Consider the following 26991-nt stretch of genomic DNA (forward strand, 5'->3'; position numbering starts at 1 on the left):
GCCGTCGGGGTCGGCGCCGGGGACTCACGCCACAGCGAGCCAGAACTCCACGTACTGGCCGTCGCCGTCCTGCGTGACGGTCGTGAGGAACTGACCACTGGCCGGGAGCGCGGACGGGCTCGCCGCCGACCAGTGACCGTCGGCACGGACGACCGCAGCGACCTCGACCGACAGGCCGGGGATCGCGACGACGACGCGGGCACCCGGGGTCCCCGTCCCGGCGAACGTGGGCTTCGCGCCGCGCGCGAACCGGGTCGGACCGTCCGATCGCAGGGTGGTCGGGGCGGTGTGGGCGGGGGCGGCGCCGCGTCGCAGGTCGAACTGGACGAGTTGCCCGTCCTGCTGCTGGTACGCGAGGTTCCCGAAGTAGTCCCCCGAGGAGAAGACCTCGGGGCTCGTCGCCGACCACCTGCCGTCGGCGGCGACCGTGGTGGAGAAGGTCACCGGCTTCCCGGGGAGCATGACGAGGACGTCGGATCCCGGGGTGCCGGTGCCGGTGATCACGGGCCGGGTGTCGGGGACGTAGCGTTCCGGCGAGGTGACGGCGAACGCGTGTGTGGCGCGTTCGGACGACACGGCCGCGGAGGCGTGGGGTTCCGCGGCCTGCGCGGTGATCGCGGGGCCGGTGACGGTGACGGCGGCAGCGGCGACGAGGGCCGCCACGGTGAGGACGGGGATGCGGAGCACGGGGTTCCTTCCGGGGTCGGGGACGGGTCAGTTGAAGACGACGGGATCGGACCAGTGCCCACGGCTCTTCTGCGTGATGCTCAGGCCGCGTTCGAAGCCGACCGGGTAGGCGATCCAGCGTCCGGTGACGTTCGCGGTCGCGGTCACGACCTGGCCGTCGGCACCCTCGATGCGGATCTCGGCGTTCGCGACGCCGAGCCCGGTCACCATCCCCGACGGGCCGTTCGAGATCTGGCTCACGGCCGGGATGTCGACGTCGGAAGGTGTCCCGAACGTCACGGGAGCGGAGGTCCGGCCACCGATCGACTGGGTGATCGAGTACGTGGGCGTGAGCCCCTCGGCGGGGACGAAGAACCAGTTGCCGGACTGGACCACGGTGGAGCGGGTCTTCCCGGCGGCGTCGGTGAGGGTCACGGTCGCCCCCAGGACGCCGGAGCCGCCGATCAGGTCCTTCGGTCCCCAGTGGACCCTGTTGACCGGCGCGACGGTCGAAGCGGCGCTGGACCGCACGGCGGTCGTCGACTGCGCGGGCTCTGCGGACGCCACGGACGCGGTGCCCAGGACGGCCGCCACGGTCAGGCAGCCGACCGTGACCAGGCGGGTGGTGATGAGGTGTGAACGCATGGATCCTCCAAGGATCGATATTGGAAGATGAAATATTACACGTTTCGAATGTGCAGTCGTCCACACGTCCGTCGCGGTTGAACTCTCTCCACAGATCGGTGATGCGTCAGGGTCCGCGGCGGAGGCCGGTCCTAGACTCGCCTGCATGACCGCACCGGACCGGCGCACCCCCGCGCGACTCGCTGACCAGCGCGCGCTCTTGTTCGACCTCGACGGTGTCCTCACCCCCACCGCCGACGTCCACATGCGCGCCTGGAGCCGGCTCTTCACGCCCTACCTGGCCCAGCACGGCGTCGCTCCGTACACGGAACAGGACTACTTCGCGTACGTCGACGGCAAGCCGCGGTACGACGGGGTCCGGTCCCTGCTCGAGTCACGCGGCATCGACCTGCCCCAGGGCACCCCGGACGACCCGCCGGACGCCGACACGGTGTGCGGGCTCGGCAACCGGAAGAACGCCGAGTTCACCGCCGAACTGACCGAGCACGGCGTCGAGCCCTACCCCGGTTCGCTCCGGTTCCTCGTCACGGCGATCGACGCCGGGCTGTCCGTCGCGGTCGTCTCGAGCTCCGCCAACGCCGTGCAGGTGCTCCGCACGGCGGGGATCCTCGAACGGTTCCCGGTGATCGTGGACGGCATGGTCGCCCGCGAAGACGGTCTCGCCGGCAAGCCTTCCCCCGACACCTACCTCGACGCCGCGAGCCGCTTCGGCCTGACCGCTGCCGAGTGCGTCGTGGTCGAGGACGCCACGAGCGGGGTCGAGGCCGGGCGCAACGGCGCCTTCGGGCTCGTCATCGGTGTGGACCGCGGCGCCGGGGCCGACGCGCTCCTGGAACACGGTGCCGACGTCGTCGTCACGGACCTCGACGAACTCGTCGACGAGCTGCCGGAACCGGCCACGAGCACGACGTAGGCGGTGCGGCCGGGGCGATCCGCGCCTCCAGGCCCTCCCGACCTTCCCCCACGAACACCTCCTTTCCCACGGAGCACCATGAACCCCATCACCTCCGACCCGCTCGACCGGGTCCGCTACCCGATCGACGAGTGGGCGCTCGTCGAGACCGAGTACGCCCCCGACGAGCAGGGCGTGGCCGAGACGAACTTCGCCGTCGGCAACGGGTACCTCGGCCTCCGCGGCAACCTCGACGAGGGCCGCGGCGGCGTGCAGTACGGCACGTACGTCAACGGCTTCCACGAGACCTGGCCGATCCGTCACGCCGAGGACGCCTTCGGCTTCGCGAAGACCGGTCAGACGATCATCAACGCACCCGACGCCAAGGTGATCCGGCTGTACGTCGACGACGAGCCGCTGGTGCTGGCCGAGGCGGACATCCTCCGGCACACCCGGCGGCTGGAGTTCCGGGGCGGGTACCTGTTCCGCGAGACCGAGTGGTCGACGCCGTCCGGCAAGCGGGTCCTCATCCGGTCGCGGCGGCTGGTGTCCTTCACCGACCGACACCTCGCGGTCATCGACTACGAGGTGACCGTGCTCGACGCGGACGCCTCGATCCTGCTGTCGAGCCAGATCCTCAACCGCCAGGACGTGCAGGACGAGTACCACGCCGGCATGCGCGCGGCGGCGAACGCCTTCGACCCGCGCAAGGCCGAGGCGTTCACCGAGCGTGTCCTCGAGCCGAAGCTCAAGCGCAGCACCGGTGGCCGGTCCCTGCTCGGGTACCAGGCGGCGAGCTCCGGCATGACGATCTGCGTCGGCGTCGAGCACCACCTCGAGACCGAGAACAGCTGGGACGAGTCGTCGTCGATCGAGGACGACCTCGCGAAGCACGTCTACCGCGTGCAGGCCCGCGCCGGACAGCCCATCCGGTTGACCAAGCACGTGGTCTACCACACGTCCCGCGGGGTCCCGGCGCGTGAGCTCGCCGACCGGTGCGAACGGACGCTCGACCGCTCACGGGCCGAGTCCGTCGACGCGGCCTTCGCGCGGCAGGCCGAGTGGATGGACGACTTCTGGGCGCGCAGCGACGTCGAGATCGCCGGGCAGCCCGCGTTGCAGCAGGCCGTCCGGTGGAACCTCTTCATGCTCGCCCAGGCCACGGCGCGCACCGACGGGCACGGCATCGCCGCCAAGGGCGTCACCGGGTCGGGCTACGGCGGGCACTACTTCTGGGACATGGAGATCTACGTCCTGCCGTTCCTGTCGTACACGGCACCGATCGTCGCCCGGAACGCCCTGCGCTTCCGGTACAACATGCTCGACGCCGCGCGGTCCCGTGCCCGTGAGCTGAACCAGCACGGTGCGCTCTTCCCGTGGCGGACGATCAACGGCGAGGAGTCCAGCGCGTACTACGCGGCCGGCACCGCGCAGTACCACATCGACGCGGACATCGCGCACGCGCTGATGCAGTACGTCCGCGCCTCGGACGACCGTGAGTTCCTCAAGCGCGGCGCGATCGACATCCTCGTCGAGACCGCACGACTGTGGGAGGACCTCGGGTTCTGGCGGTCGAACGGCGACAAGAAGTTCCACATCGACGGCGTCACCGGCCCCGACGAGTACACGACGGTCGTCGACGACAACCTCTACACGAACGTGATGGCCCGGGCGAACCTGTGGTTCGCGGTGAACGCCTGCCGCGAGCTCGCCGCGGACGACCCCGAGGAGTACGACCGCATGGTGCGGCGGACCGGGCTCCAGGCGCAGGAGATCACCGACTGGGAGCACGCCGCCGAGTCGATGGAGATCCCCTTCGACCCGCACCGTGGGATCCACCCGCAGGATGCCCAGTTCCTCGACAAGGAACTCTGGGACCTCGACAACACCCCCGAGAGCAAGCGGCCGCTGCTGCTGCACTACCACCCGCTGGTGATCTACCGGTTCCAGGTGCTGAAGCAGGCGGACGTCGTGCTCGCGCTGTTCCTGCAGGGGCACGAGTTCACCGCTGCCGAGAAGCGTCGCGACTTCGACTACTACGACGCCCTCACGACCGGTGACTCCACCCTGTCCGCCGTCGTGCAGTCGATCATGGCGGCCGAGGTCGGCTACCACGACCTCGCGCTGCAGTACTTCCAGACGGCGCTCTACGTCGACCTCGCGGACCTGCACGGCAACACGAGCGACGGCGTCCACATCGCCTCGACCGGTGGCATCTGGGGTGCGGTCGTCAACGGGTTCGGCGGCATGCGGGACCACGGCGGCCGGATGACCTTCAACCCGCGGCTGCCGAAGGACTGGGAGCGGATCACCTACCGGCTCACGGTGCGTGGGTCACGGGTGCGGGTCGACCTCGAGCAGGAGACCATGACCTTCACGGTCGAGACGGGCGAGGGCTTCACGGCGTGGGTGCACAACCAGCAGTGGGACATCACCGCCGGTGAGCCGACCGTCGTGCCGCTGACGCACCAGGGCCCGCGGATGTCCGGTCGCGCACCGACGACGGCCGACATCCAGGGCACGCTCCGTGCCGACGGGTCGGTGATCACGGCCTCGATCCCGACGATCTCGCTCGACCGGGATCTCGAGTCCGACGAGGCGACCGCCTGACGGACCCCGTCCCGGAGGCGCGGTGCGGCCCCGTCGCGCACCGCGCCTCCGACTCGCGCCGCGTCTCCAGCGCGCACCGCGCCTCCGGCTTGAACCGCCTCTGCCGCCCACACCGTGCCAGGCGCGCTCAGTCGGCGACGAGTTCGACCTTGAACCGCTCGGCGTCCTCGAGGAACCCTGCGTGGTGGTCGGGGCCACCGGCGTGCGGGTGGCGGTCCTCGTAGAGTCGACGCCATCCGTGCGCAGGCGCGCCGCCCAGATCCTGGCGACGTCGTCGATGCCTCCGGCGTGGAACGCGAGGTGGCTCAGCCCTGGTCGACGACGGTCGTTGGCGCCGTGCGCCGGGGCGGTCTCCAGCACGACGTACAGGGCGCCCGACCGCCAGCTCCGCCCGTCGGACCACTGCTGGAAGGGCTCGTAGCCGAGCTCGCCGAGGAGCCAGCCCCACGCAGCTGCGGATCGGTCGAGGTCGGCGGTGCGCAGTTCGACGTGGTGCAGGCCGCCGCGCGTCACAGGAGCTTCCGCAGCGTGTTCACGTTGCGGGTCGTCGTCGTCCGCTTGAAGCGCGCCGCGCCCGCCCGCTTCGCGAAGACCGTGTCCGTGCTCGAGCCCTTCGGACACGACCAGTACACGACCCCGGAGCCCCGCGCGACGCGTTCGACGGTCTCGTCGACGTCGAGGTCTGCCAGCAGGTCGTCGAGGGCGTCGTCGTCCGAGCCGAACACGACGTAGTCGTGGTGGTCCTCGGCGGCGGGGAACGGGAAGCCGTCCAGGATGTCCGCCAGGTCGTCGTGCGGGACGAGCACGATCCACGCGTCGTAGCCGAACCGGTCACGGAGCGACTGCTCGATGTCCGTCTTCAGGGCCGCGGCCGTGCCGTCGGAGCCGAACACCACGTTGCCCGACGCCAGCACGGTCCGGACGTCCTGGTACCCGCGTGACCGGAACAGCGCCGCGAGGTCGGCGCTCGTGATCGTGATCCCGTTGACGTTCACCCCGCGCAGCAGCGCGACCCACCTGGTCATGCCCGAACCGTACCCCGCCGCCCCGACACCGCTTGCTCGGAGGTGTCCGAGCAGTGGTCCGGTAGACGGGACCCATGACGAACGACGCACTGCACGACGACGCACAGGGTCCCGACGAGCAGCACCGCGTGCCCGAGGGGGTCTCGGACGCCACCGTCGAGGCGCTCGGGACGCTGTCCGCCGCCCTCGAGACGATGGAGCACGCCCGCGGGCTGCTGTACGGGTTCCACCGGCTGACGGGGAAGGCGGACCTCGACCTGGGGGAGGCGGTCGACCAACTCCGGGATGCCGGGCACGCCGAGCTGGCGGACCGGATCGACCGCGAGCTCGTCGGGCGCAACGTCATCGGCGGCCGCTGGACGTTCCAGATCGTCGAGGACTACGACGACGGATACTACGCCCTCGCGAAGGAGCTGGAGCGGACCGCGCGCGACGAGCTCGTGCAGGGCCGCAAGCACCTGTTCGAGGCGGGCATGAAGGAGGACCGGCGCACCCAGGGTCGGCGTCACCACGAGGCGACGCCGACCGACCTGCCGGACTGAGGCCGCGCCTCCCGGCTGCCGCACCGCCGCACAACCACAACCGCCCCGGACCACGGCTGTCCGTGGTTCGGGGCGGCTTTGGTTGTGCTAACGCGGGGCGGGCGGCGCGGCGGGGCGGGCGGCGCGGCGGGCGGCGCGGCGGGGCGGGCGGTGCGGCGCGGGGCGACGCGGGACGAACGTGTGCAGCGCCCCGTGCGCGGAGCCCCGCGTCAGCCGACGCCGAGCAGCGTCTCGATCGGCCCGCGCGCGAAGTACAGCAGGAAGCCCGCGGCCACGACGTACAGCAGCCACGACACCTGCCGACCGCGCCCGGACAGCAGCTTGATGAGCACCCAGCTGATGAAGCCCGCGCCGATGCCGTTCGCGATCGAGTAGGTCAGCGGCATGATCACGATCGTCAGGAACGCCGGCAGCGCCGCCCCGAAGTCGGTCCAGTCGATGTCCTTCACCTGCGCCACCATGAGCGCTCCGACGACGACGAGTCCGGCGGCGGCGACCTCGAGCGGGACCACCTGGGTGAGCGGCGTGAGGAACATCGAGGCCAGGAACAGCAGGCCGGTGACGACCGAGGCCATCCCGGTGCGGGCACCCTCGCCGATGCCGGCGGCGGAGTCGATGAACACGGTGTTCGACGACACCGAGGCGCCGCCACCGGCGATCGCACCGGCACCCTCGACGACCAGCGCCGACTTCAGCCGCGGGAACGTGCCGTCGGCGTTCGCCACGCCGGCGGCCTTCGCGAGGCCGGTCATCGTGCCCATGGCGTCGAAGAAGTTCGTGAAGACCAGGGTGAAGACGAGCATCGACGCGGCGATCGGGCCGATGCGGGTGAAGGCGCCGAAGACGTCCGCGTGGCCGACGAGCGACAGGTCCGGCACCGCGAACAGGGCGCTGGGGAGGCCGGGGGCGTTGAGGTTCCAGCCGGTGGGGGAGTCGACCGAGGTCGGGACCTTGAAGATCGCCTGCAGGATGATCGCGATGACCGTGGTCGCCACGATGCCGATGAGCAGGGCGCCGCGGACCTTGCGGGCCATGAGCGTGCCGATGATGACGAGGCCGATCAGGAACACGATGGTCGGCAGCGCCGCGATCGAGCCGTCCTCGCCGAGCTGCAGCGGCGGCGAGGCGTTCTTCGTGGTGCGGACGAAGCCCGAGTCGACGAGGCCGATGAACGCGATGAACAGGCCGATGCCGACGGTGATCGCGGCCTTGAGCTGCGCGGGCACGGCCGTGAAGATCATCGTCCGGATGCCGGTCAACGCCAGGATCACGATCACGACGCCGTTGATGACGACGAGCCCCATCGCCTCGGCCCACGTCACCTGGTGCACGACGCTCACGGCGAGGAACGAGTTGATCCCGAGTCCCGCGGCGATGCCGAACGGCAGGTTCGCGATGAGCCCCATCGCGATCGTCATGAGGCCGGCCACGAGCCCCGTCGCAGCGGCGACCTGGGCGTTCTGCAGCCACCCGCCGACGACGTCCTGCGGCGCCTGGTCCTGGCTGAACCCGCCGAGGATGAGCGGGTTGAGGATGACGATGTACGCCATCGTCACGAAGGAGACGAGTCCACCGCGGATCTCGCGGGGGATCGTCGATCCGCGGTGCGTGATCGAGAAGAAGCGGTCGAGGCCGGTCGCGAAGCGGTTCCGGGGTGTGGTGTCGGTCTGCGGGGCGCTCACCGAACAAGCTTAAAGGGCGCTGGGTTTCCGGCACGTCACAGCTTCCTTACAGGGATTTCCGGGAGGCGCGGCGCGCCTGGACGGGGTACGTCTCGCCCGGCGGCCGCTCGCGTTCTGCGGCCAGGGCTGGTGTTGGATGGACGGGTGAACCAACGTCTCGACCGAGCGCGCATCGAGTCCGCCGTCCGCGAGCTGCTGCTCGCGATCGGCGACGACCCCGACCGCGCGGAACTCACACGGACGCCCGCCCGCGTCGCGGAGTCCTACGCCGAGTTCTTCTCCGGCATCGGCACCGACGCGGTGGCGATCGCGCGGGACGGCACCGTGCACGCCGAACCGGCGGACCGCGGCCAGCTCGTGATCGTCCGGGACGTGAAGTTCCGCTCCGTCTGCGAGCACCACCTCCTCCCGTTCCTCGGCGTGGCCCACCTGGCCTACGCGCCGGGGGAGCGGCTCATCGGACTCGGCACGCTCGCCCGCGTGCTCGACGCCGTCGCCTCCCGTCCGCAGCTGCAGGAGCGGCTCGGCGAGCAGGTCGCGACGACGATCGCGGACGGGCTCGCGGCGGCCGGTGTCCTCGTCGTGCTCGACGCGCAGCACCAGTGCGTGACGACCCGTGGCGAACGCCAGACCGGATCGACGACCGTCACCGTCGCGGCGACGGGGAGCCTCGCGGACGCCGCCGGCCGGGCCGAGGCGATCGCCCTGATCGGCGCCGGCGCCGCCGGGACCGGCCACGGGGCGGACGCATGACGACGGAACGTGCCGGGTCGCGCCTCCCGGCCCCCGCGACGGCACCCGGCTGGGTCGTGCCCGCCCTGCGCGAACCGGTGCGCACCATCGGACGCCGCACCTACGACTTCGACCACCGCGTCGCCGTGATGGCGATCGTGAACCGCACCCCCGACTCGTTCCACGACCGGGGTGCCACGTTCGCGCTGGACCGTGCCGTCGAGGCGGCGGTTCGGGCCGCCGAGCAGGGCGCGGACTGGGTCGACATCGGCGGCGTGAAGTTCGCCCCAGGGCCCGAGCTCCCGGCGGCCGACGAGATCGACCGCGTGGTGCCGGTGGTCCGGCAACTCGCGCAGGAGTCGGACGTGACGATCAGCGTGGACACGTTCCGCCCCGAGGTCGCGGCCGCCGCGATCGAGGCCGGCGCGAGCGTCGTCAACGACACGACCGGGCTGTCCGACCCGCGGATGGCGGCCGTCGTCGCCGACTCGGACGCGACCGTCGTCATCACGCACTCGCTGGCCGAGCCCCGTCGTCCGCTGCCCGCGCCGCCGCAGTACGGCGACGTCACGACCGAGGTGGTCGACTTCCTGCGGGAGCGCGTCGACCGGGCCCTCGCCGCCGGCGTCCCGGAGTCGCGGATCATCGTCGACCCGGGGCACGACCTGAACAAGAACACCCGGCACACGCTCGAGCTCACCCGGCGCCTGCCCGAGGTCGTGGCGCTCGGCTACCCGGTGCTCGCGGCGGTGTCGAACAAGGACTTCGTGGGGGAGTCGCTCGGTCGGCCCCGCGGTGAACGGCTGGCCGGGTCGCTCGCCGTCGCGACCGTGAGCGCGATGCTCGGCGCCCGGATCGTCCGGATGCACGACGTGCCCGAGAGCGTCGACGCGATGCGGATGCTGGAGGCGACGCTCGGCTGGCGCGAACCGGTGGAAGCGCGGCACAACACGTGACCGGCCTGCCGCAGTCGATCGGCGACCTGTCCGACGACGACCTGCTCGAGCTGTACACCGCCGACGCCGTCGCCCCCTGGCTGCGCGTGAACTTCGTGACGACGCTCGACGGGTCGGCGACCGCCGCGGGGGACGGCGTGTCCGGGTCGCTCGGCGGCCCGGACGACCTGCGCGTGTTCGACCTGCTGCGCCGGGTGGCCGACGTGGTGCTCGTCGCCGCCGGGACCGTCCGCGACGAGGGCTACGGGCCGATGGTGCTGCACGACGCTGACGTCACCTGGCGGCGGTCGCACGGGCTGCCCGACCACCCGGTGTTCGCGATCGTGTCCGGGTCGCTGTCCCTCGAGCCCGCGTCCCGGATCTTCACCGAGGCCCCGGTACGACCGATCGTCCTCACCTCGGCGTCGGCGGCCGGGTCACCCGCGGCCTCGGCGCTCGCAGCGGTCGCGGACGTCGTGCCGTGCAGCGCCGACGACGACCCGGACACCGTCGACCCCGCGCGGCTCCGCGACGCCCTGGTGGCGCGCGGCCTCGGCACGGTCCACTGCGAGGGCGGGCCGTCGTTCTTCGGCGCGCTCGTGGCGGCGGACCTCGTGGACGAACTCACCCTGACGGTCGACCCGACGCTCGAGGGCGGTGCCGGCCCGCGCATCACGCACGGCGGGTCGAACGAGCTGCGGCGCTTCCGACCGGCCCACGTGCTGCTCGGGCGCGACGGCGTGCTGCTGACCCGGTACGTGCGGGCACCCGATCCCGGCGAGTGACCGGCGCCGCGTGCCGGACCCCGGCGAGTGACCGGCGCCGCGTGCCGGACCCCGGCGAGTGACCGGGGCGGCAGGCTAGGGTCGGGCGCGTGATCGACATCGTGGCGTCCGGGGTCCTCTTCGACATGGACGGGACCCTCGTCGACTCGACCGCGGTGGTCGAGGCGACCTGGTCCCGGTTCGGCGAGCGGCACGGCATCGACCCGGCGGAGATCCTCGCGTTCTCGCACGGCCGCCAGGCGATCAGCACGATCGAGCGCTTCCTGCCCGACCTCGACCACGACGAGCAGGTGCGGATCGCCGACTCGCTCGTCGCCGAGGAGAGCGCGAGCACCGAGGGCATCGCCGAGATCCCCGGCGCCGCGGCGTTCGTCGACCGGCTGCTCGCGGCCGGCGTCCCGGTGGCGCTCGTGACGAGTGCGCCGCGGGACCTCGCCGCCGGACGCATGGCTGCCGCAGGACTGGCCATGCCCGGGGCGTTCGTGCCGTCGGAGGACGTCGAGCACGGCAAGCCCCACCCGGACGGCTACCTGCGCGGCGCGGCGTTGCTCGGCGTCGACGCTGCCGACTGCGTGGCGTTCGAGGACGCCCCCGCCGGGCTCGAGGCCGCGATCGCCTCGGGCGCGACCACGGTGGTCGTCGGCACGCTCGACGCCGACGTCACGGCCGGGCTGTACCGGGTGACGGGGTACGACGGCATCACGGTCGAGCGCGAGGGGACTGCGTTCCGCATCCGCGGCTGAGCCCGACTCCACGGCTGAGCCGGCCTCCGCGGCTGGGCCCGCGGCCTCGGCTGTCCACCTGCGGACGCTTCCAGCCCCCGTGGACGAACGTGGTCGTGCGGCCGGAACGACCGGGCCGCGGAAGGAACGACCATGGCAGCACTCGACGGCAAGAAGATCCTCGTCATCGCGACGAACTCCGGTGTGGAGCAGGACGAGATCGTCGTCCCCATCGACCAGCTCCGCGAGCGCGGCGCGACCGTGACGGTGGCGGCGCAGGAGACCGGCCCGATCACGACCCTCATCGGCGACGAGGACCCGGGCAAGTCGGTCGACCCGGACACCACCATCGCCGGTGTCAACGCGGGCTCCTTCGACGCGCTCGTCGTCCCCGGTGGCACCATCAACGCCGACACCCTCCGCACCGACCAGCAGGCGGTGTCCCTCGTGCAGGCGTTCGCGGAGGCCGGCAAGCCCGTCGCCGCGATCTGCCACGGCCCGTGGACCCTCATCGAGGCCGGCGTCGTGTCGGGGAAGACGATCACGTCGTTCCCGTCGCTGCAGACCGACGTGCGGAACGCCGGCGCCGAGTGGGTCGACCGGGAGGTCCAGGTCGACGGCGTCCTCATCACGTCGCGGAACCCGGACGACCTGCCGGCGTTCGTCGACGCGATCGAGTCGGCGCTCACGGCGTAGCCGGCGCTGCGCCCACTCGCCATCGAGTCGGCGCTCACGGCGTAGCCGGCTGGGCCGAGTCTCGGCTCGGCGGACGCAGCGCGGACTGCGGCGCCGCGGAAGAGTCCGCGGAGCCGAGTCTCGGCACCCCCGCACCGAGGCGCGGCCGCCGGTCAGCCGAGCGGGACGGGGCGGGTCGTGCGGAGCACCGCGGGTCCGAGGGCGAGGACGCCGTCGGACTCCGGGTCGCACCGCACCCCGCCCCGCCCGCGCATCGCCCGGAACGCCCCCGGGGCCACCTCGTGGTCCATCCAGGCGCACGGGTTCGCCGGCCGGTAGCCGCGGAACAGCACGGGGGCGTGGCCGACGCTCTGCAGGGAGAACGGCTCGCCCCGGAGCGCCTCGACGTCCGCCCCGCGGAGGAACACGTTGCGTCGGGTCGCGGCCGGGTCGACGTCCGCGCCGAGAGCGGTGCCGACGGCCTCGAGTCCCTCGAGGCCGATCAGGGTCACCGAGGCGTGCACGTGCGCCCGCGACGCGAAGTAGCGGTCGCCGACGATCCCGAGCCCCGCGCGCAGCTCGACGTGCCCGCGCATGTCGTCCGGCTCGCCGTCGACCACCGGCAGCGCACCGTCCGCCGGTCGCCCCTCGTACCGGTGCCGCCGGGACACCAGCAGCAGCGCGATCTCGACGTCGGTCCGGCAGGGCAGGTCGCCGGAGCCGGCCACGTCGTCCACCAGGGTCACGCACCCCACGCTAGCCGCGCCTCCCGGTCCCGTCCCGCGCCGACGGACGTCCGCTGCCGTGTCCGATTCCCGCCAGTCGATGTCGGTGACCCGTGTCAGGCTGGAGGCATGTCCACCGCACCAGACGCCCTGCACGCCGAGCGCCACCGCGCCGTCGCCTCGCGCGACGCCCGGTTCGACGGGCAGTTCGTCACCGCCGTGCACTCCACCGGCATCTACTGCCGACCCTCGTGTCCGGCCCGGACCCCCGGCGCGGCCGGCGTCACGTTCTACCGCACGAGCGCGGCGGCGCACCTCGCCGGCTACCGCGCGTGCAAGCGCTGCCTGCCCGAGGCGACCCCGGGCAGCCCCGAGTGGGACGTGCGCGAGGACGTCGCCGGACGGGCGATGCGGCTGGTGCTCGACGGCGTCGTCGAGCGCGACGGGGTCCCCGGCCTCGCGGCCCGCGTCGGCTACTCGGAACGGCAGCTGAACCGCATCATGACCGCCGAGCTGGGCGCCGGACCGAAGGCACTCAGCCGGGCACACCGCGCGCAGACGGCACGGACCCTGCTCACGTCGTCCGACCTGCCCGTCGCGGACGTCGCGTTCGCCGCCGGGTTCGCGAGCGTCCGCCAGTTCAACGACACCGTGCGCGAGGTCTTCGCGGTCACCCCGACCGAGCTCCGCGCGCGGCGCACGACGCGACCGGTGGTGGACGGGGCGCTGCACGTGCACCTGCCGGCACGGGCGCCGTTCGACGCGCAGGGACTCCTCGACTGGCACGCCCTCCACGCCCTGGCGGGCACGGAACAGGTCGAGGTCGGCGACGCGGGGCGGGTCACGTCGTACGGACGGGTGCTCGACCTGCCAGGAGGCGCGGCCTGGTTCAGCGCGTCGGCCGCGGTTCCGAGCGCGGACGGGCGGGGCACCGGGATCGACCTGCGCGTGCGCGTCACGGACCTCTCCGACCTGCCGACGCTCGTGGCCCGGGTGCGGTCGTACTTCGACCTCGACGCCGACCCGGAGGCGGTCGACGCCGTCCTCGGCGCGGTGCCCGAGCTGACTGGCGCCGTCCGGCGCGTGCCCGGCATCCGCTTGCCGGGCGCGGTCGACCCGCACGAGATCGTGTTCCGCACGCTCATCGGCCAGCAGGTGTCCGTCGCGGCGGCCCGGACGGCCCAGACCCGGCTGGTGGCGGCGCTCGGTGCGCCCGTGCCGTCCGCGATCGCGCCGGACGGCCTGCTCTTCCCGTCCGCCGCCGTGATCGCCGCGCGGGGGCACGAGGTCCTGCGCGGACCGGCGGCCCGCGTGGACACCATCCTGCGGGTGGCCGTCGCGCTCGCCGACGGATCGCTGGTGGTCGACGCCGGCCAGTCGCTCGACGAGCTGCGCGCCGGGCTCCTCGCGGTGAAGGGCATCGGTCCCTGGACCGCCGACTACGTGGCGCTCCGGGTCCGCCACCACCCGGACGTCTTCCTCCACAGCGACCTCGCCGTGCGGAACGGTGCACAGGAACTCGGTCTGCCCGGTTCGGCGCGCGAGCTCTCCCTATGGTCTGAGCAGGTGGCGCCGTGGCGGAGCTACCTCACCATGCACTGCTGGCGACCGATCATCGACCGCGCGACGGCGACGACCGTGCCGACCAGCACGACGACCGCGGCTCCGGCCGCCCGGAAGGACGAACGATGACCGACGCGACGATCCAGACCCTGGACACCCCCGACGGCCCCTTCACCGTGCTCGAGGACACCGAGGGCCGTGTCCTCGCCTCGGGCTGGACCGACTCGGTCGAGCGCATCCTCGCGCGCCTCGCCGACCGACACCGACCCGACCGCGTCACCGACGGGCGGGTGGCCTCGGCCGATGCCGTCGACGCCTTCTACGCGGGCGAGGTCGACCACGCGATGCAGGTGCCCGTGCGGCAGTTCGGCACGGAGCTCTTCACCGAGGGGTGGCGGCAGCTCCGACTGGTCCCCGCGGGCACGACGCTCACCTACACCGGCTTCGCGGCGGCGATGGGGCGACCCGACGCGGTCCGCGCCGCGGCGAGCGTCTGCGCCCGGAACGCCCCGGCGCTGTTCGTGCCGTGCCACCGGGTGCTGCGGACCGACGGCACCCTCGGCGGGTTCGCATGGGGGCTCGACGTGAAGCGGTCGTTGCTCGAGCGGGAGTCGGTGGGGACGACCGCGCTCGTCTGAGCCCGGGCGGGCGCACGGGCGTCCTCCCCCTGGTTGCGGGTGTCGACGTGGCGGCGCGGTGCTGTCATGCTCGACACAACCGACCCGCCACGGACCAGACCCGAAGGACCCACGCACACCTGCGGCACACCGCGGTCGAACCACCTTCGAGGACCCCCATGGACCAGCACGTCGACCGCACGGTCGTCTCCGCGGACGGCACGGTGCTCGCCGTGTCGGACGCCGGAGCGGGCCCCGCGCTCGTGGTCGTCGGCGGGGCGTTCGACCACCACGGCACCCCCTTCGTCACCGCACTGACCGCGACGCTCCGCGACCGCTACCGGGTGCTCACCTACGACCGGCGCGGCCGCGGCTCGAGCGGCGACACCGAACCGTGGTCGATCGAGCGCGAGGTCGAGGACCTCGCGGCCGTCGTCGCCGACGTCGAGGGGCCGATCACCGCGGTCGGCCTGTGCGTCGGCGCCGGGGTGGTGCTGCACGCGATCGCGGGCGGGGTCCGACTCGACGCCGCCGTGCTGTGGGAACCGCCCTACCGCGCCACGGTCGACCCGCACGCCGACGACGTCGTGTTCGCCGATGCGCTCGACGAGCACGTCGCGAGCGGTCGTCGGGCCCAGGCTGTCCGGGCGTTCCTCGCGCACGTCCTCGGCGTCCCGATGGGCCAGATCACGGCGCTCCGGCTGAAGGGTTCGCTGTGGCGCTCCCTCGTCGTCGACGCGCACGTCCTGAGCCGCGACGTCCGGGTGCTCAACGGCCTCGCGATCCCCGAGCGGGTGGCCGCGGCCGTGGGCGTGCCGGTCCTCGTCGCGGCGGGTGGCGACGGGCTCGAGTGGATGCGGCAGGCGGCACGCGCGGTCGTCGAGGCCGTCCCGGGGTCGGAGTACACCGAGGTGCCCGGACAGGGACACGTCCCCGCCCCCGAGGCGCTCGGCGAGCTGCTCGACCGCCTCACGGTGCGGACGAACGCACGGCGCTGACCACCGGGGCTGCAAGGATGGTCGTCGTGAACGCACCTCGTCTCGGCCTCCTGCTCGACGTCGACGGGCCCATCGCCAGCCCCGTCTCGCGCACCATCGCGATCCCGAGCATCGTCCAGGACCTCGTCGCGCTCGCCGCCGAGGGCATCCCGGTCGTCTTCAACACCGGCCGCAGCGACGCCTTCATCCGGCAGGAGGTCGTCGGACCGCTCCTCGAGGGGGGTCTCGCCGCCGGCGGCCGCGTGCACGCCGTGTGCGAGAAGGGCGCCGTGTGGTGCTCGATCGGGCCGCAGTACGAGGGCGGCATGGGCGAGCTGACCGTCGCCGAGGACCTCGCCCTGCCGAGGGACTACGCCGACGAGATGCGGGAGCTCGTCCGCGACGAGTACGCCGACCTGGTGTTCTTCGACGAGACCAAGCGCGCCATGGTGTCGATCGAGCAGCGCGTCGAGGTGCCGAACCAGACGTACCTCGCGCGCCAGCCGGAGTTCGACGCGAAGGCGATGGCGGCGCTCGAGCGCCGCGGGCTCGGGGTCCGACGGCTCGACGACGTCCGCCCCGACGCCGCCGGGGCCGTGCAGTGGCGCATCGACCCGACGATCATCTCGACCGACGTCGAGTCCGATCGCAGCGGCAAGGACATGGGTGCCGAGCGGTCGCTCGAGCTCCTCGCGCAGGACGGCGAGCTGCCGCTCGCGTGGCGGACGATGGGCGACTCCCGGAGCGACTACGCGATGGCGGACTGGCTGCACGCGAACGGGCACGAGGTCGCGCACGTCGACGTCCGTCCGTCCGACGGGGTCCCGGCCACGCCGTACCCGGTCCTCACGGCACCGGACGGCGTGATCCACGACGAGGCCGGAGCCCGGTTCCTGTCGGACTGGCGCCGATCCGCCTGAGCCGAGCCGCGCCTCCCGGCCCGGAACGGGACATCCCCGCCGTTTGCGTGCCGGGGTGGTACACCAGTACTCTCGCGGGGTCCGCCGCCAGCCGATGACGGGAACCACCCCATGGCACCGAAGCTCCGCATCAAGTCGATCGAGGCGTCCCTCGCTGACTCCGAGGAGAAGGGGCGCTCCCTCAAACGGTCGCTGAAGACCTTCGACATCGCGGCGATGGGCATCGCCGTCGCCGTCGGCGCCGGCATCTTCTCGGTCGGCGCGAACGCCGCCGCGAACTTCGCCGGTCCCGGCGTGATCATCTCGTTCCTGCTCGCCGCCGTCACGTGCGGCCTGGCGATCATGTGCTACGCCGAGTTCGCGTCGACGATCCCGGTCGCCGGCTCCGCCTACACGTTCACCTACGCCACGATGGGCGAGCTCCTCGCGTGGATCGTCGGTTGGGACCTCATCCTCGAGACGCTCACTGCCAGCGCCGTGATCGCGAAGTACTGGGGGATCTACCTCAGCGAGGCGTTCAACGTGTTCGGCGTGGCCCTGCCGAGCACGATCCAGCTCGGCCCGGTCCCGTTCACGTGGGGGCCGGTGCTCATCGTCGGCATCTTCACGGTCCTGCTCGCCTTCGGCACCCGACTGTCGAGCCGGGTCTCGGCCGTCATCACGATCATCAAGGTCGCGATCGTCGTCTTCGTCATCGTGGCCGGTGCGTTCTTCGTCAAGGCCGCGAACTTCACCCCCTTCATCCCGCCGGCCGAACCCGCCAAGGGTGCCGAGGGGAGCGTCTGGACCCAGTCGCTCGTGTCCTGGTTCACGGGGTCCGAGCCCGCCCAGTACGGCGTCTTCGGTCTGCTCGCCGCGGCGTCCCTCGTGTTCTTCGCCTTCATCGGCTTCGACGTCGTGGCGACGAGCGCCGAGGAGACCGAGAACCCGCAGAAGACCCTGCCCCGCGGCATCTTCATCGGCCTCGGCATCGTGACGCTGCTCTACGTGGGCGTCAGCATCGTCATCACCGGCATGGTCTCGTACCAGCGTCTGGCGCAGGAGGACGCGCCGTCCCTCGCCTCGGCCTTCTCCATCGTCGGCCTGCCGTGGGCCGCCGGGATCATCGCGATCGGCTCCCTGATCGGTCTCACGACGGTCGTCATGGTGCTGCTGCTCGGTCTGTCCCGCATCGTGTTCTCGATGAGCCGCGACGGCCTGCTGCCGCGCTGGTTCTCGAAGACGAACGAGAAGACGCAGACCCCCGTGCGCGTGCAGGTCGTCGCGGGCGTCGTCGTGGCACTGCTGGCCGGCTTCACGGCGGTCGACAAGCTCGAGGGCATGATCAACATCGGCACGCTGTCGGCGTTCGTCCTGGTGTCGATCGGCATCGTCGTGCTGCGTCGCACGCGTCCGGACGCCCCGCGCGCCTTCCGGGTGCCGTGGTCGCCGGTGCTGCCGATCGTGTCGGCGGTGCTGTGCTTCTGGCTGATGCTGAACCTCGAGGTCGAGACGTGGCTGCGGTTCGTCATCTGGCTCGTGATCGGGTTCGCGATCTACTTCGGCTACAGCCGTCGCAACAGCCGGGTGGGCAAGGGCCTGCAGTAGGGCGGCGCGGGCGCGGGCGCTGCGGCGGGCGGTGCGTCGCCCGGCGGTGGCGGGCGCGAGCGCGGGCGCGGGCGCGGGCGCGGGCGCTGGCGGACGGGTCGAACCAGGTTTCCGACACCGAACCACGCGCAGGGGCTGGTTCGGTGTCGGAAACCTGGTTCCACGCGGCCACGCGGCCACGCGGCCACGCGGCCCCACGTCGGCGCCGCGTCAGGCGCCGAGCGCGAGCGTCGCGCCGAAGCCCAGCATGACGAGCGCGACGAGACCGTCGAACACGCGCCACGTCAGCGGCTTCGCGAACAGCGGTCGCAGGAGCCGTCCGCCGAACCCGAGCGCACCGAACCACAGGCAGCTCGCGAGGGCCGCCCCGGCCGTCCACCACCACCGGTCCGCCGGCCCCTGCTGGTTCGCGACCGAGCCGAGGAACACGAGCGTGTCCAGGTACACGTGCGGGTTCGCCCAGGTGAACAGGAGCATCGTCACGACGGCCGTCCGCACGGTCGCGGCTCGTCCAGGAGGCGCGGTGCGCGTCCGCCCCGCAGCCACCGTCGTCGGGGCCGTCGCCGCGGCACCGGCCCCGGCCGGGTGGACGGCCGCACCGCGCCCCGCACCGGACACTGCGGCCGGTCCTGACGGGGCGCAGTGTTCGTCCGCGGGCGCGTTCCCGGACGCGATCGCCACCGGCACGCCGTCGTCCGCCGCCTCGGACTCGACCCGCAGGGACTCGCCCGACGGCCACAGCGCACGACGGGCCGCGAGCACCCCGTAGGTCACGAGGAACGCCGCCCCGACGAAGCGGATGACGACGAGCGCGACCGGGAGGCGCTCGACCACGACCCCCACGCCGAGCACCCCCGCCAGGATGAGCACGGCGTCGGACACGGCGCAGACGACGACCGCGGCCGCGACGACCCGCACGGACGAGGTCACCGCGAGGCGCAGCAGGTACGTGTTCTGCACGCCGATCGCCACGATGAGCGCGAGTCCGGTGCCGAGGCCGGCGAGCATGGGGAGGAGGGCGGTCACGGTTCGAGCGTAGGAGCGCACCCTGATGCAGTACAGCTCACGTTCCTGATGCTGCGTAAGCTCAGCTGCATGCCAGGGCTGCAGCGCGAACACCTCGAGACCCTCCTCGCCGCGGTCGACCACGGCACCCTCGACGCCGCTGCCCGGGCGCTGTCCATCACCCCGTCGGCGGTGTCGCAGCGGATCAAGTCGATGGAGCAGCAGGTCGGCCGGGTGCTCCTGCAGCGGACGACACCGGTCCGCCCGACCCCCGACGGCGAGGTCGTCCTCCGCCACGCACGTCAGGCGCAGCTGCTCGACGAGGAGACCGCGCGGGCGCTCGGCGGCGGGGAGTCGGTCGTGCCGTCGATCCCGCTCGCGGTGAACGCCGACTCGCTCGGCACGTGGTTCCTCGACGCGCTCGCCCTCGTGCGCGCCGACACCGAGGTCGTGTTCGATCTGCACCGCGAGGACCAGGACCGCACCGCCGAACTCCTCCGCGCGGGCACGGTGATGGCCGCCGTCACGGCCGAGGCCGAACCCGTGCAGGGCTGTTCCTCGGTGCCGCTCGGGATCGACCGGTACCGGGCGGTGGCCTCCCCGTCGTTCGTCGCGCGGTACCTGCCGGGTGTCGACAGCGAGCAGCGGATGACGCGACTCCTCGACCGCGTGCCCCTGGTGGACTACGACCGTGACGACGACCTGCAGCAGGGGTACCTGCGCCGGGTGCTCGGGCACGCCCCGTCCGGCCCGAGACACTTCGTCCCGACCTCGGCGGACTTCGCCCGTGCGGTGTCGCTCGGCTTCGGCTGGGGGATGCTGCCGGAGGCCCAGTGCCTCGACGCCCTCGAGCACGGCGACCTCGTCGAACTCACCCCCGGGCGCCGCGCGGACGTGGCGCTGTGGTGGCAGCGCTGGAACCTGGCCTCGCCGCTGCTCGAACGCGTGACCGAGGCCGTGCGGGCGACCGCGGCCGAGCGCCTCCACCCGGTCGGTCAGACCGTCGCGCGGTAGCGGAGGCCGTCCACGAGCAGTCCGACGAGCATCTGGCTCTGTTCGATCGACGCGGCCCCGTGGCACAGGTCCGCCACCGCGTGCAGGAGCTGCTGGGCGTCCACGTCGGGACGGATCGTCCCGGCTTCGGCCGCCGCATCGAGGAGTCCGCCGAGCGCGCCGCCGAGCCGACCGACGAAGTACTCGGGCAGGGCTGCGAACGCCGGATCCCCGGAGTGCAGGGCCGCGGCGAGTCCCCGCTTCGTCGCGACGAACTCGGTGAACCGCTGCAGCCAGCGGGCGAGCGCCTCGTCGGGAGCGTGCGCCGCCGCGAGCTCGTCCGCGGCGGCCGCCGTCGACTCGACCGCCCGCTGGAACACGGCGACGACGAGGTCCGAGCGCTGCGGGAACCGCCGGTAGAGCGTGCCGACGCCGACGCCGGCCCGGTCGGCGATCAGCTTCGCGGGGGCGTCCACCCCGTCGCTCGCGAAGACGGCCTTGGCGGCGTCGGTCAGGGCGTCGGCATTGCGTCGGGCGTCGGCGCGCACGGAGTCCTCCTCTTGCGTAAACGGAAAACCATTCCGTATAGTTCCGGAAGAGCGTTCCACTTCGGTTCACGATACGGCACCGAGCCCCGGGACGCCATCGACAGGAGGAACCGCACATGCAGTACCGCACCCTCGGCCGCACCGGCATCCAGGTCAGCCCCTTCGCGCTCGGCGCCATGATGCTCGGCACCGACGGCACCATCGGCAACGGCGACGAACAGGACTCGATCCGCATCGTCCACCGTGCACTCGACGCCGGCATCAACCTCATCGACACCGCCGACCGCTACTCGCAGGGCGGCTCCGAGGAACTGCTCGGCAAGGCACTCGTCGGGCGACGCGACGACGTCGTCCTCGCCACGAAGTTCAACGGCCCGATGGGCGACGACCCGAACCGCCGGGGAAACTCGAGGCGGTGGATCATGCAGGCGGTGGAGGGGTCGCTCCGCCGTCTGCGGACCGACCACATCGACCTCTACCAGGCGCACCGACCCGACGACACGGTCGACCTCGAGGAGACCCTGTCCGCACTGACCGACCTGGTCCGCAGCGGCAAGGTCCGGGCGATCGGCAGCTCGGACTTCCCCGCGTCGATGCAGGTCGAGGCGCAGTGGACGTCCGAGCGCCGTGGCCTCGAACGATTCCGCACCGAACAGCCCACCTACTCGATCCTCAACCGGGGCATCGAGCGCGAGGTCCTCCCGACCGTCCAGCGCCACGGCATGGGAGCCCTCGTCTGGAGCCCCCTCGCCGGCGGCATGCTGACCGGCCGGTTCCGGAAGGGGCAGGACACCGACCTCGCCCGCGCGACCATGTTCCGGCACAACCGCGACGAGCGACGGATCGACGCCGTGGAACAGGTCGTCGCACTCTCCGAGGAGACCGGCATCCGGATGACCCACCTCGCGATGGCGTTCGCGATCGCGCACCCCGGCGTCACGAGCGCCCTGATCGGCCCGCGCTCGACGGAGCAGCTCGACGACCTGCTCGCCGGCGCCGACGTGGCGCTCTCCGACGAGGTCCTCGACCGCATCGACGCGATCGTCCCGCCGGGCACCGACGTCGGGCGGCTCGACCAGCAGTACAACCCGCCGGCGGTCCTCGACGCGGCTCTCCGCCGCCGCCCCGCCACGGACCGTTCGGCGGCCTGACACGCGGCCGGGCGGGCCGCCCGGCCGTCGGGGCTGTCCGCTTCCCGTCGCGTCCGTTGCGGGAAACCGCACGATCACCCCGCCCGGGCCCGTGTTCACACGTTCGTCACGAAGCGGCCCCGTGGGCCGCCCTACGATCGCAGGACCGACGGCGACGGGCCGTCGGGAGCACGACCGCTCCACGACACGAAACACCGAACACCGCGACCGCACCCACGGTCGCGACCCCGCCGGCCGAGGATCCCTAGTCCTCGCCGGCCGGACCTCCCGAGGGTCCGGATCCATGTCGCCGCAGCCGCCGACGCCCGTCTCACGATGCGTCGGCGCCTGCGCTCGACGACGCGTGAGTCCTCTCCGAACCCGACAGGAGACCACGCCATGTCCGCACCGCCGGACGTCCGTCGTACCCCGACGCGACTCCAACCGCCCGCCCGCACGACCGACGAGCTGCAGTCCCCGGACTTCCAGCTCCCCGCCCCGCTCACCCCGCGTGACCGCGAGCGGGCCCGCCGCCGCCGGCAGACCGAGCCGGTGCCCTACGTCCGACCCCGGGCGGATAGCCGCGCGCACAGCCCCGTGATGGTCCTCATCGTGCTCGTCGCCACGCTCGGCGTGATGGCGTACGCGGTGTTCCTGCTCGATCCGGCCAACCGCGGCGACTTCCTGCCGTACGGGCTCGTGATCGTGGCCGAGAGCGTGCTCGTCGGACAGGCGCTCCTGTCGATGTGGACGATCCTGTCCGGTGGCTCCGACCCCCGGGACTTCGCGTTCCACCACACCCAGGACACCCTGTTCGACCGCGACACCATCGCCCGCAGCGGTGCCGCCGACCAGCCCCACCGCTGGCCGATGCACGTCCGCGGACGTCGGGTCGAGGTCGACGTCTTCATCACCGTCTACGGCGAGGAGCTCAGCAAGGTCGCCGCCACCGTGCAGGCGGCGGTCGCGATGCGCGGCGAGCACCGCACCTGGGTGCTCGACGACGGCCGGAGCGACGACGTCCGCGCGCTCGCCGAGGAGCTCGGGGCCCGGTACGTCCGACGGCTCTCGTCGCACGGCGCGAAGGCCGGCAACATCAACCACGCGCTGACGCTCGCCAAGGGCGACTACTTCGCGGTGTTCGACGCCGACTTCGTGCCGAAGCCGGACTTCCTGTTCGAGACCGTGCCGTTCTTCGCCGACGACGGCATCGCCTTCGTGCAGACGCCGCAGTCGTACGGCAACCTCCACAACCTGGTGTCCCGCGGCGCCGGGTACATGCAGACGGTGTTCTACCGGTTCATCCAGCCCGGACGGAACCGCTTCAACGCGGCGTTCTGCGTCGGGACGAACGTCATCTTCCGCCGCGAGGCGATCGACGAGATCGGCGGCATGTACACCGACTCGAAGTCCGAGGACGTCTGGACCAGCCTGATGCTCCACGAGCGCGGCTGGAAGACCGTCTTCATCCCGATGACCCTGGCCGTCGGCGACGCCCCGGAGACCATCGAGGGCTTCACGAAGCAGCAGCTCCGGTGGGCCACGGGCGGCTTCGAGATCCTGCTCACGCACTTCCCGTTCCGTCCGAAGCACCGGCTGACGATGGACCAGCGGCTGCAGTACCTCGTCACCGCGAGCTTCTACCTGACGGGCATCGTCCCCGGGCTCCTCCTGCTCGTGCCGCCACTCGAGATCTACTTCGACCTGCGCCCGATGAACCTGTCGATCGGTGCCGGCGAGTGGGTGCTGTTCTACCTCGGCTTCTACGGCGTGCAGGTGCTCCTCGCGTTCTACGCCCTCGGGTCGTTCCGGTACGAGACGCTCCTGCTCGCAGCGGTCTCGTTCCCGATCTACGCGAGCGCGCTCTGGAACGTCGTGTGCGGCAAGGAGCAGGCCTGGCACGTCACGGGAGCGGCTCGCGGTCGGACGCCGTCGCCGTTCAACTTCATCGTCCCGCAGGTGCTCGTGTTCGTGTTCCTGGCGTTGACGAGCGTCGTCGCCGTCTGGCGCGACCTCGACAACGGGCAACTGACGCTCGCCACCGCGTGGAACATCACGAACACCCTCGTGTTCCTCGCCTTCGTCATCGCGGCGTTCCGCGAACAGGGCCGGAACCGTGAGACGGACCGGATCGCCGCCCGGCGGGAAGGGATCGCAGCATGACCTGGACGAACCGACTCCGGTTGTTCGCCGGACTCATCGTGGTGCTCGTCGTCGTGGCGGCGTGCACGCTCGTCTTCAACCAGCGCCAGAGCGCGGTGGCGAGCACGTCGGCCGCGATCGCCGCGCAGGAGTACGCCGTCGGCACCGACTACGGCGGCACCGTGACCGAGGAGTACGTCGAGGAGGGCGACACCGTCCAGAAGGGCGACGAGCTCCTGCAGGTGCAGAGCCTCCAGCTGGCGCAGGACATCCGCAAGGGCGTCGTGGGCGCGAACACGCAGACGAGCGCCTACGACATCGGCGCGGACGGCTTCATCACCTTCAAGGCCGAGGTCTCCGGCACCGTCGCGAAGGTCGACGTGAAGACGGGCGGCTACGTGCAGGCCGGTTCGGAGCTCGGCACCATCCACAAGGAGGACAGCCTCTTCGTGACGTCGAGCTTCATCGTCACCGCACGGGACTACGGGCGGATCCGCAACGGTGCCGCGGTCGACCTCGTGCTCCCGAACGACACGACGATCCGCGGGACCGTGAAGAGCGTCAGCGTCGAGACGAACGACCAGGGGCAGGCGAAGACCACGGTCGACGTCGAGAGCCCCGAGCTGTCCGCCTCGCCGACGACCGGCATCACGAGCCCCGGGACCCCGGTGGACGCCACCCTGCACCTGCGGGACGACGGTCGGCTCGCGGGCGTCACGGACCTCGTGCGCGACTTCGCGCGGCAGATCGGCCTGTGACCGTGCTCCGGCTGCCTCGGTCCGCCGGTCGCGACCAGGCGCCGGACGCGCGCCGGCGGGTCGGCGTGCGCCGCGCCTCCAGACCGGTCCTGGCCGTCACCGTCGTGACGACCGTCGCGGTGCTCCTCACCGCGTGCACCGGGACTGGAGGCGCGGACCACCCCCGCGAGACCACCGCACCCTCCGCGAGTGGTGCGGCACAGGCGCGTGCCGTCGCCCGTCTCGGCGACGTCGCGTCGTCGAAGGCGGGCGCGATGCGCCTCGCCGACGGCCTGCTGCCGCCGACGAACCGGTGGTTCTCCGGACTCGTGTTCGGCGACGCCCCGCAGCCCGTGTTCCCCAGCCCGATCTCGTGGCAGGTGACCGACGACGGCTTCGCGGCCGGGCTCCCGGTCGTGTCGGCCACCGAGAAGACCATCGCCGGTGGCGCGACGCAGCAGGTCGGCCTCGACCTCGGCGCGACCTCGACCGAGGTCTCGGCGTACGACGCGGTGTCGGTGACCGTGGAGCACCGTCGCGGCGCGACCGTCCTCGGGCACACCGTGCTCGCCGAGGGCTCGCCGCTCGTGACCTACACCGCCGCGCGTGCCGGCACCGTCACCACGACGGCGCCGATCGACGCGACCGGCACCCGGACCGGCACCGTGACGAGCGGTGGTCGCACCTGGCAGCTCGTGGTCCGCGACGGCACGATCGACGGTGACGCGGTCGCGCTCTCGGCCGGCGGCAGCATCGTCCTCCTGCCCGTGCCGGACGACGCGACCGCAGCACAGACCGACCGGCTCGTCGGGGCCGCCCGGCCGCTCACGGGCGTCGCGCTCGGGCGGAGCGCCTCGCGGGGGCAGCAGCGCACCACGCTGACGTACGACTTCGGCTCCGACGACCCGGGCGTCCTCGTCCCGCAGCCCGGGCAGGGCACGACCGGGCTCGACTGCACGGGCCTGCACTACGACACCGTCCAGGGCGCCGCACCGGTCTGCACCGGCACGGCCTTCCGGCTCGCGGTCGACACCGTCGAGCCCTCTGACACCCTCGATGTGTCCGGGGTGTCGTCCGCCGACCGGTCGACGCTCGTCGCCCAGGTGCGCGCCGACGCCTCGACCGTGAACGCGTCGTCCTACGCGGCGGACAGCTACGCCGGTGGGAAGGACCTGTACCGCGTCGCGAACCTGTACCGGCTCGCGACCGAGCTCGACCTGCCGTCGGTGGCGAGCACGCTGAAGACCTCGGTGGTGGACGAACTCGACCAGTGGCTCGACGCCGCCGGGTGCGGGGCGCGGACCGCCCGGTGCTTCGCGTACGACCCGACCGTGCACGGACTTGTCGGACAGGAGGCCTCGTTCGGCTCCGACGAGTTCAACGACCACCACTTCCACTACGGGTACATCCTGTCCGCCGCCGCGGTGCTGGCCGCCGACGACCCCGCGCTCGTCAGCCGCTGGCGCACCGTCGCCGACCTCGTCGCCGCGGACATCGCCTCGCCGGAAGCCACGGCCTCGTTCCCACAGCTGCGCGTCTACGACCCGTACGCGCAGCACTCCTGGGCGTCCGGCTTCTCGCCGTTCGCCGACGGCAACAACCAGGAGTCGTCGTCCGAGGCCGTCTCGGCGTGGAACGGCGTCGCGCTCTGGGGTGCGGTCTCGGGGTCGTCGTCCCTCGAGTCGGTCGGCACGTGGCTGCTGTCGAACGAGGCCGCGTCGGCCCGCCGGGACGTGCTCGACCCCGACCTGTCCGCGTTCCCGGAGTTCCGGCACGAGGTGGTCTCGCTGACCTGGGGCGGGAAGCGGGACCACGCGACGTGGTTCAGCGCCGCCGCGGCCGCCCCCGCGGGGATCGAACTCATCCCGATGCCGGCCGTCGCTCGGTCGTACGTCGCCGCCGGCGGGGCCGCGCAGATCCGCCGGGTGCTCGCTGAGGCCGTGCCGGACGGCAGGTACGACGTCCAGTTCGGCGACTACCTGCTCATGTACCGGGCGTTGGCGTCGCGGTCGGAGGCGCGGGCGGCGCTCGGTGCGGCCCGGGACCTGCCGGACGCGGTGGTCGACTCGGCGAACTCGCGGTCGTACATGCTCGCGTGGATCATGGCGCGGGCGTAGGCGCGCGCTCCGCACCGTG

Annotated in this window: 25 protein-coding genes; 18 read left to right on the forward strand and 7 right to left on the reverse strand. The window is 72.4% G+C overall.

The window, feature by feature from the left end; all coding sequences use genetic code 11:
- Positions 1 to 24 precede the first annotated feature (24 nt).
- Both ACQXVK_RS05225 and ACQXVK_RS05230 read right to left on the reverse strand, forming a co-directional pair.
- Entirely contained in the window at positions 25 to 687 is a 663-nt protein-coding gene (locus ACQXVK_RS05225) for a hypothetical protein (protein WP_430852941.1), read from the reverse strand.
- A gap of 27 nt (positions 688 to 714) precedes the next feature.
- Positions 715 to 1311 (reverse strand): hypothetical protein, encoded by a 597-nt coding sequence (locus tag ACQXVK_RS05230; protein ID WP_430852942.1) that lies wholly within the window; start codon positions 1309 to 1311, stop codon positions 715 to 717.
- A gap of 145 nt (positions 1312 to 1456) precedes the next feature.
- Here ACQXVK_RS05230 and ACQXVK_RS05235 point away from each other — a divergent pair, with 145 nt between their 5' ends.
- On the forward strand, positions 1457 to 2224 hold the full coding sequence (locus ACQXVK_RS05235) for an HAD family hydrolase (RefSeq protein ID WP_430852943.1): 768 nt from the start codon (positions 1457 to 1459) through the stop codon (positions 2222 to 2224).
- Positions 2225 to 2302: 78 nt separating this feature from the next.
- The gene (locus ACQXVK_RS05240; RefSeq protein WP_430852944.1) at positions 2303 to 4813 is read left to right on the forward strand and encodes a glycoside hydrolase family 65 protein; all 2511 of its coding nucleotides are present in this window, start codon (positions 2303 to 2305) and stop codon (positions 4811 to 4813) included.
- A 509-nt stretch (positions 4814 to 5322) separates the two neighbouring features.
- On the opposite strand, the gene ACQXVK_RS05245 is transcribed toward ACQXVK_RS05240, so the two are convergent.
- Positions 5323 to 5838 carry a DUF1697 domain-containing protein gene (locus ACQXVK_RS05245; protein WP_430852945.1) on the reverse strand — a complete coding sequence of 172 codons (516 nt, stop codon included), beginning with the start codon at positions 5836 to 5838 and terminating at the stop codon, positions 5323 to 5325.
- A 74-nt stretch (positions 5839 to 5912) separates the two neighbouring features.
- Between ACQXVK_RS05245 and ACQXVK_RS05250 the strand changes: the two genes are divergently transcribed.
- Positions 5913 to 6380 carry a hypothetical protein gene (locus ACQXVK_RS05250; RefSeq protein ID WP_430852946.1) on the forward strand — a complete coding sequence of 156 codons (468 nt, stop codon included), beginning with the start codon at positions 5913 to 5915 and terminating at the stop codon, positions 6378 to 6380.
- A 209-nt stretch (positions 6381 to 6589) separates the two neighbouring features.
- Here ACQXVK_RS05250 and ACQXVK_RS05255 read toward each other — a convergent pair whose 3' ends face one another.
- Positions 6590 to 8062: an NCS2 family permease gene (locus tag ACQXVK_RS05255; RefSeq protein ID WP_022906426.1), complete on the reverse strand. Its 1473-nt coding sequence runs from the start codon at positions 8060 to 8062 to the stop codon at positions 6590 to 6592.
- A gap of 144 nt (positions 8063 to 8206) precedes the next feature.
- Here ACQXVK_RS05255 and folE point away from each other — a divergent pair, with 144 nt between their 5' ends.
- The 5 genes from folE to ACQXVK_RS05280 all read left to right on the forward strand — a co-directional run bounded on the left by folE (position 8207) and on the right by ACQXVK_RS05280 (position 11932).
- Positions 8207 to 8815 (forward strand): GTP cyclohydrolase I, encoded by a 609-nt coding sequence (gene folE / locus ACQXVK_RS05260; protein ID WP_022906425.1) that lies wholly within the window; start codon positions 8207 to 8209, stop codon positions 8813 to 8815.
- Positions 8812 to 9750 (forward strand): dihydropteroate synthase, encoded by a 939-nt coding sequence (gene folP / locus ACQXVK_RS05265; RefSeq protein ID WP_430852947.1) that lies wholly within the window; start codon positions 8812 to 8814, stop codon positions 9748 to 9750. The genes folE and folP overlap by 4 nt, the downstream gene beginning before the upstream one ends.
- Positions 9747 to 10514, forward strand: coding sequence for a pyrimidine reductase family protein (locus ACQXVK_RS05270; RefSeq protein WP_430852948.1), 768 nt, complete (start codon positions 9747 to 9749; stop codon positions 10512 to 10514). Before folP ends, ACQXVK_RS05270 begins: the two co-directional genes overlap by 4 nt.
- 89 nt (positions 10515 to 10603) lie before the next feature.
- Positions 10604 to 11257, forward strand: a complete 654-nt coding sequence (locus ACQXVK_RS05275; protein ID WP_022906422.1) for an HAD-IA family hydrolase — start codon at positions 10604 to 10606, stop codon at positions 11255 to 11257.
- Positions 11258 to 11389: 132 nt separating this feature from the next.
- Positions 11390 to 11932: a type 1 glutamine amidotransferase domain-containing protein gene (locus ACQXVK_RS05280; protein WP_402266579.1), complete on the forward strand. Its 543-nt coding sequence runs from the start codon at positions 11390 to 11392 to the stop codon at positions 11930 to 11932.
- A 152-nt stretch (positions 11933 to 12084) separates the two neighbouring features.
- Here the strand turns inward: ACQXVK_RS05280 and ACQXVK_RS05285 are convergent, their stop codons facing one another.
- The gene (locus ACQXVK_RS05285; RefSeq protein ID WP_430852949.1) at positions 12085 to 12657 is read right to left on the reverse strand and encodes a molybdenum cofactor biosysynthesis protein; all 573 of its coding nucleotides are present in this window, start codon (positions 12655 to 12657) and stop codon (positions 12085 to 12087) included.
- Between the two features lie 108 nt (positions 12658 to 12765).
- Between ACQXVK_RS05285 and ACQXVK_RS05290 the strand changes: the two genes are divergently transcribed.
- The 5 genes from ACQXVK_RS05290 to ACQXVK_RS05310 all read left to right on the forward strand — a co-directional run bounded on the left by ACQXVK_RS05290 (position 12766) and on the right by ACQXVK_RS05310 (position 18300).
- The gene (locus tag ACQXVK_RS05290) at positions 12766 to 14328 is read left to right on the forward strand and encodes an AlkA N-terminal domain-containing protein (protein WP_430852950.1); all 1563 of its coding nucleotides are present in this window, start codon (positions 12766 to 12768) and stop codon (positions 14326 to 14328) included.
- Positions 14325 to 14837 (forward strand): methylated-DNA--[protein]-cysteine S-methyltransferase, encoded by a 513-nt coding sequence (locus tag ACQXVK_RS05295; protein WP_430852951.1) that lies wholly within the window; start codon positions 14325 to 14327, stop codon positions 14835 to 14837. The genes ACQXVK_RS05290 and ACQXVK_RS05295 overlap by 4 nt, the downstream gene beginning before the upstream one ends.
- Before the next feature lie 158 nt (positions 14838 to 14995).
- Complete coding sequence (locus tag ACQXVK_RS05300) at positions 14996 to 15814, forward strand: alpha/beta fold hydrolase (protein ID WP_430852952.1); 819 nt, start codon at positions 14996 to 14998, stop codon at positions 15812 to 15814.
- 17 nt (positions 15815 to 15831) lie between these two features.
- Positions 15832 to 16713, forward strand: a complete 882-nt coding sequence (locus ACQXVK_RS05305) for a hypothetical protein (RefSeq protein WP_430852953.1) — start codon at positions 15832 to 15834, stop codon at positions 16711 to 16713.
- A gap of 111 nt (positions 16714 to 16824) precedes the next feature.
- Positions 16825 to 18300, forward strand: coding sequence for an APC family permease (locus tag ACQXVK_RS05310; protein ID WP_430852954.1), 1476 nt, complete (start codon positions 16825 to 16827; stop codon positions 18298 to 18300).
- Between the two features lie 210 nt (positions 18301 to 18510).
- On the opposite strand, the gene ACQXVK_RS05315 is transcribed toward ACQXVK_RS05310, so the two are convergent.
- A complete protein-coding gene (locus tag ACQXVK_RS05315; RefSeq protein WP_430852955.1) occupies positions 18511 to 19326 on the reverse strand; it encodes a LysE/ArgO family amino acid transporter in 816 nt (271 codons plus the stop codon).
- Positions 19327 to 19395: 69 nt separating this feature from the next.
- Here ACQXVK_RS05315 and ACQXVK_RS05320 point away from each other — a divergent pair, with 69 nt between their 5' ends.
- Positions 19396 to 20319, forward strand: a complete 924-nt coding sequence (locus tag ACQXVK_RS05320) for a LysR family transcriptional regulator ArgP (RefSeq protein WP_022906413.1) — start codon at positions 19396 to 19398, stop codon at positions 20317 to 20319.
- On the opposite strand, the gene ACQXVK_RS05325 is transcribed toward ACQXVK_RS05320, so the two are convergent.
- Positions 20301 to 20846 carry a TetR/AcrR family transcriptional regulator gene (locus ACQXVK_RS05325; protein ID WP_430852956.1) on the reverse strand — a complete coding sequence of 182 codons (546 nt, stop codon included), beginning with the start codon at positions 20844 to 20846 and terminating at the stop codon, positions 20301 to 20303. The two genes, ACQXVK_RS05320 and ACQXVK_RS05325, sit on opposite strands and share 19 nt — an antisense overlap.
- A gap of 116 nt (positions 20847 to 20962) precedes the next feature.
- Here ACQXVK_RS05325 and ACQXVK_RS05330 point away from each other — a divergent pair, with 116 nt between their 5' ends.
- The 4 genes from ACQXVK_RS05330 to ACQXVK_RS05345 all read left to right on the forward strand — a co-directional run bounded on the left by ACQXVK_RS05330 (position 20963) and on the right by ACQXVK_RS05345 (position 26972).
- Positions 20963 to 21997: an aldo/keto reductase gene (locus ACQXVK_RS05330; RefSeq protein WP_430852957.1), complete on the forward strand. Its 1035-nt coding sequence runs from the start codon at positions 20963 to 20965 to the stop codon at positions 21995 to 21997.
- Positions 21998 to 22375: 378 nt separating this feature from the next.
- Positions 22376 to 24139: a glycosyltransferase family 2 protein gene (locus ACQXVK_RS05335; protein ID WP_430852958.1), complete on the forward strand. Its 1764-nt coding sequence runs from the start codon at positions 22376 to 22378 to the stop codon at positions 24137 to 24139.
- A complete protein-coding gene (locus ACQXVK_RS05340) occupies positions 24136 to 24876 on the forward strand; it encodes an HlyD family efflux transporter periplasmic adaptor subunit (RefSeq protein ID WP_022906409.1) in 741 nt (246 codons plus the stop codon). Before ACQXVK_RS05335 ends, ACQXVK_RS05340 begins: the two co-directional genes overlap by 4 nt.
- Positions 24873 to 26972: a glycosyl hydrolase gene (locus ACQXVK_RS05345; RefSeq protein WP_430852959.1), complete on the forward strand. Its 2100-nt coding sequence runs from the start codon at positions 24873 to 24875 to the stop codon at positions 26970 to 26972. Before ACQXVK_RS05340 ends, ACQXVK_RS05345 begins: the two co-directional genes overlap by 4 nt.
- The last annotated feature ends 19 nt before the right edge of the window (positions 26973 to 26991 follow it).

This window comes from Curtobacterium sp. AB451 (genome assembly GCF_050585845.1).
GTDB lineage: Bacteria > Actinomycetota > Actinomycetes > Actinomycetales > Microbacteriaceae > Curtobacterium.

What these genes read in the sequence shown, in the direction of transcription:
- ACQXVK_RS05230 (WP_430852942.1), bottom strand. Translation starts at nt 1,311, where the DNA reads ATGCGTTCACACCTCATCACCACCCGCCTGGTCACGGTCGGCTGCCTG.
- ACQXVK_RS05235 (WP_430852943.1), top strand. Translation starts at nt 1,457, where the DNA reads ATGACCGCACCGGACCGGCGCACCCCCGCGCGACTCGCTGACCAGCGC.
- ACQXVK_RS05240 (WP_430852944.1), top strand. Translation starts at nt 2,303, where the DNA reads ATGAACCCCATCACCTCCGACCCGCTCGACCGGGTCCGCTACCCGATC.
- ACQXVK_RS05245 (WP_430852945.1), bottom strand. Translation starts at nt 5,838, where the DNA reads ATGACCAGGTGGGTCGCGCTGCTGCGCGGGGTGAACGTCAACGGGATC.
- ACQXVK_RS05250 (WP_430852946.1), top strand. Translation starts at nt 5,913, where the DNA reads ATGACGAACGACGCACTGCACGACGACGCACAGGGTCCCGACGAGCAG.
- folP (WP_430852947.1), top strand. Translation starts at nt 8,812, where the DNA reads ATGACGACGGAACGTGCCGGGTCGCGCCTCCCGGCCCCCGCGACGGCA.
- ACQXVK_RS05280 (WP_402266579.1), top strand. Translation starts at nt 11,390, where the DNA reads ATGGCAGCACTCGACGGCAAGAAGATCCTCGTCATCGCGACGAACTCC.
- ACQXVK_RS05290 (WP_430852950.1), top strand. Translation starts at nt 12,766, where the DNA reads ATGTCCACCGCACCAGACGCCCTGCACGCCGAGCGCCACCGCGCCGTC.
- ACQXVK_RS05295 (WP_430852951.1), top strand. Translation starts at nt 14,325, where the DNA reads ATGACCGACGCGACGATCCAGACCCTGGACACCCCCGACGGCCCCTTC.
- ACQXVK_RS05300 (WP_430852952.1), top strand. Translation starts at nt 14,996, where the DNA reads ATGGACCAGCACGTCGACCGCACGGTCGTCTCCGCGGACGGCACGGTG.
- ACQXVK_RS05305 (WP_430852953.1), top strand. Translation starts at nt 15,832, where the DNA reads ATGGTCGTCGTGAACGCACCTCGTCTCGGCCTCCTGCTCGACGTCGAC.
- ACQXVK_RS05310 (WP_430852954.1), top strand. Translation starts at nt 16,825, where the DNA reads ATGGCACCGAAGCTCCGCATCAAGTCGATCGAGGCGTCCCTCGCTGAC.
- ACQXVK_RS05320 (WP_022906413.1), top strand. Translation starts at nt 19,396, where the DNA reads ATGCCAGGGCTGCAGCGCGAACACCTCGAGACCCTCCTCGCCGCGGTC.
- ACQXVK_RS05330 (WP_430852957.1), top strand. Translation starts at nt 20,963, where the DNA reads ATGCAGTACCGCACCCTCGGCCGCACCGGCATCCAGGTCAGCCCCTTC.
- ACQXVK_RS05335 (WP_430852958.1), top strand. Translation starts at nt 22,376, where the DNA reads ATGTCCGCACCGCCGGACGTCCGTCGTACCCCGACGCGACTCCAACCG.
- ACQXVK_RS05340 (WP_022906409.1), top strand. Translation starts at nt 24,136, where the DNA reads ATGACCTGGACGAACCGACTCCGGTTGTTCGCCGGACTCATCGTGGTG.